We start from the raw sequence: 205 nt of genomic DNA, 5'->3' as shown, positions 1-205 counted from the left end.
GAACAGCGATTCAACATCAAAGAGCGAGTCAATTTCGAACAGCGATTCGACATCAAAGAGTGACTTTATCTCAAATAGTGATTCGACATCAAAGAGTGACTCTATCTCAAATAGCGAGTCAATCTCGAACAGTGATTCCACGTCAAAGAGCGACTCAATTTCGAACAGCGATTCAACGTCAAAGAGTGAATCAATTTCGAACAGC

General features: G+C 41.0%; 1 protein-coding gene. It reads left to right on the top strand.

Annotation, left to right across the window (positions count from 1 at the left end):
• On the top strand, positions 1-205 hold a 205-nt coding region (locus IAE53_RS11360), incomplete at both ends, for a hypothetical protein (RefSeq protein WP_200554276.1).

This window comes from Leuconostoc sp. S50, from assembly GCF_016624925.1.
GTDB lineage: Bacteria > Bacillota > Bacilli > Lactobacillales > Lactobacillaceae > Leuconostoc > Leuconostoc pseudomesenteroides.
The sequence above is the reverse complement of the archived record's forward strand: the minus strand, read 5'-3'. Positions and strand labels throughout refer to the sequence as shown.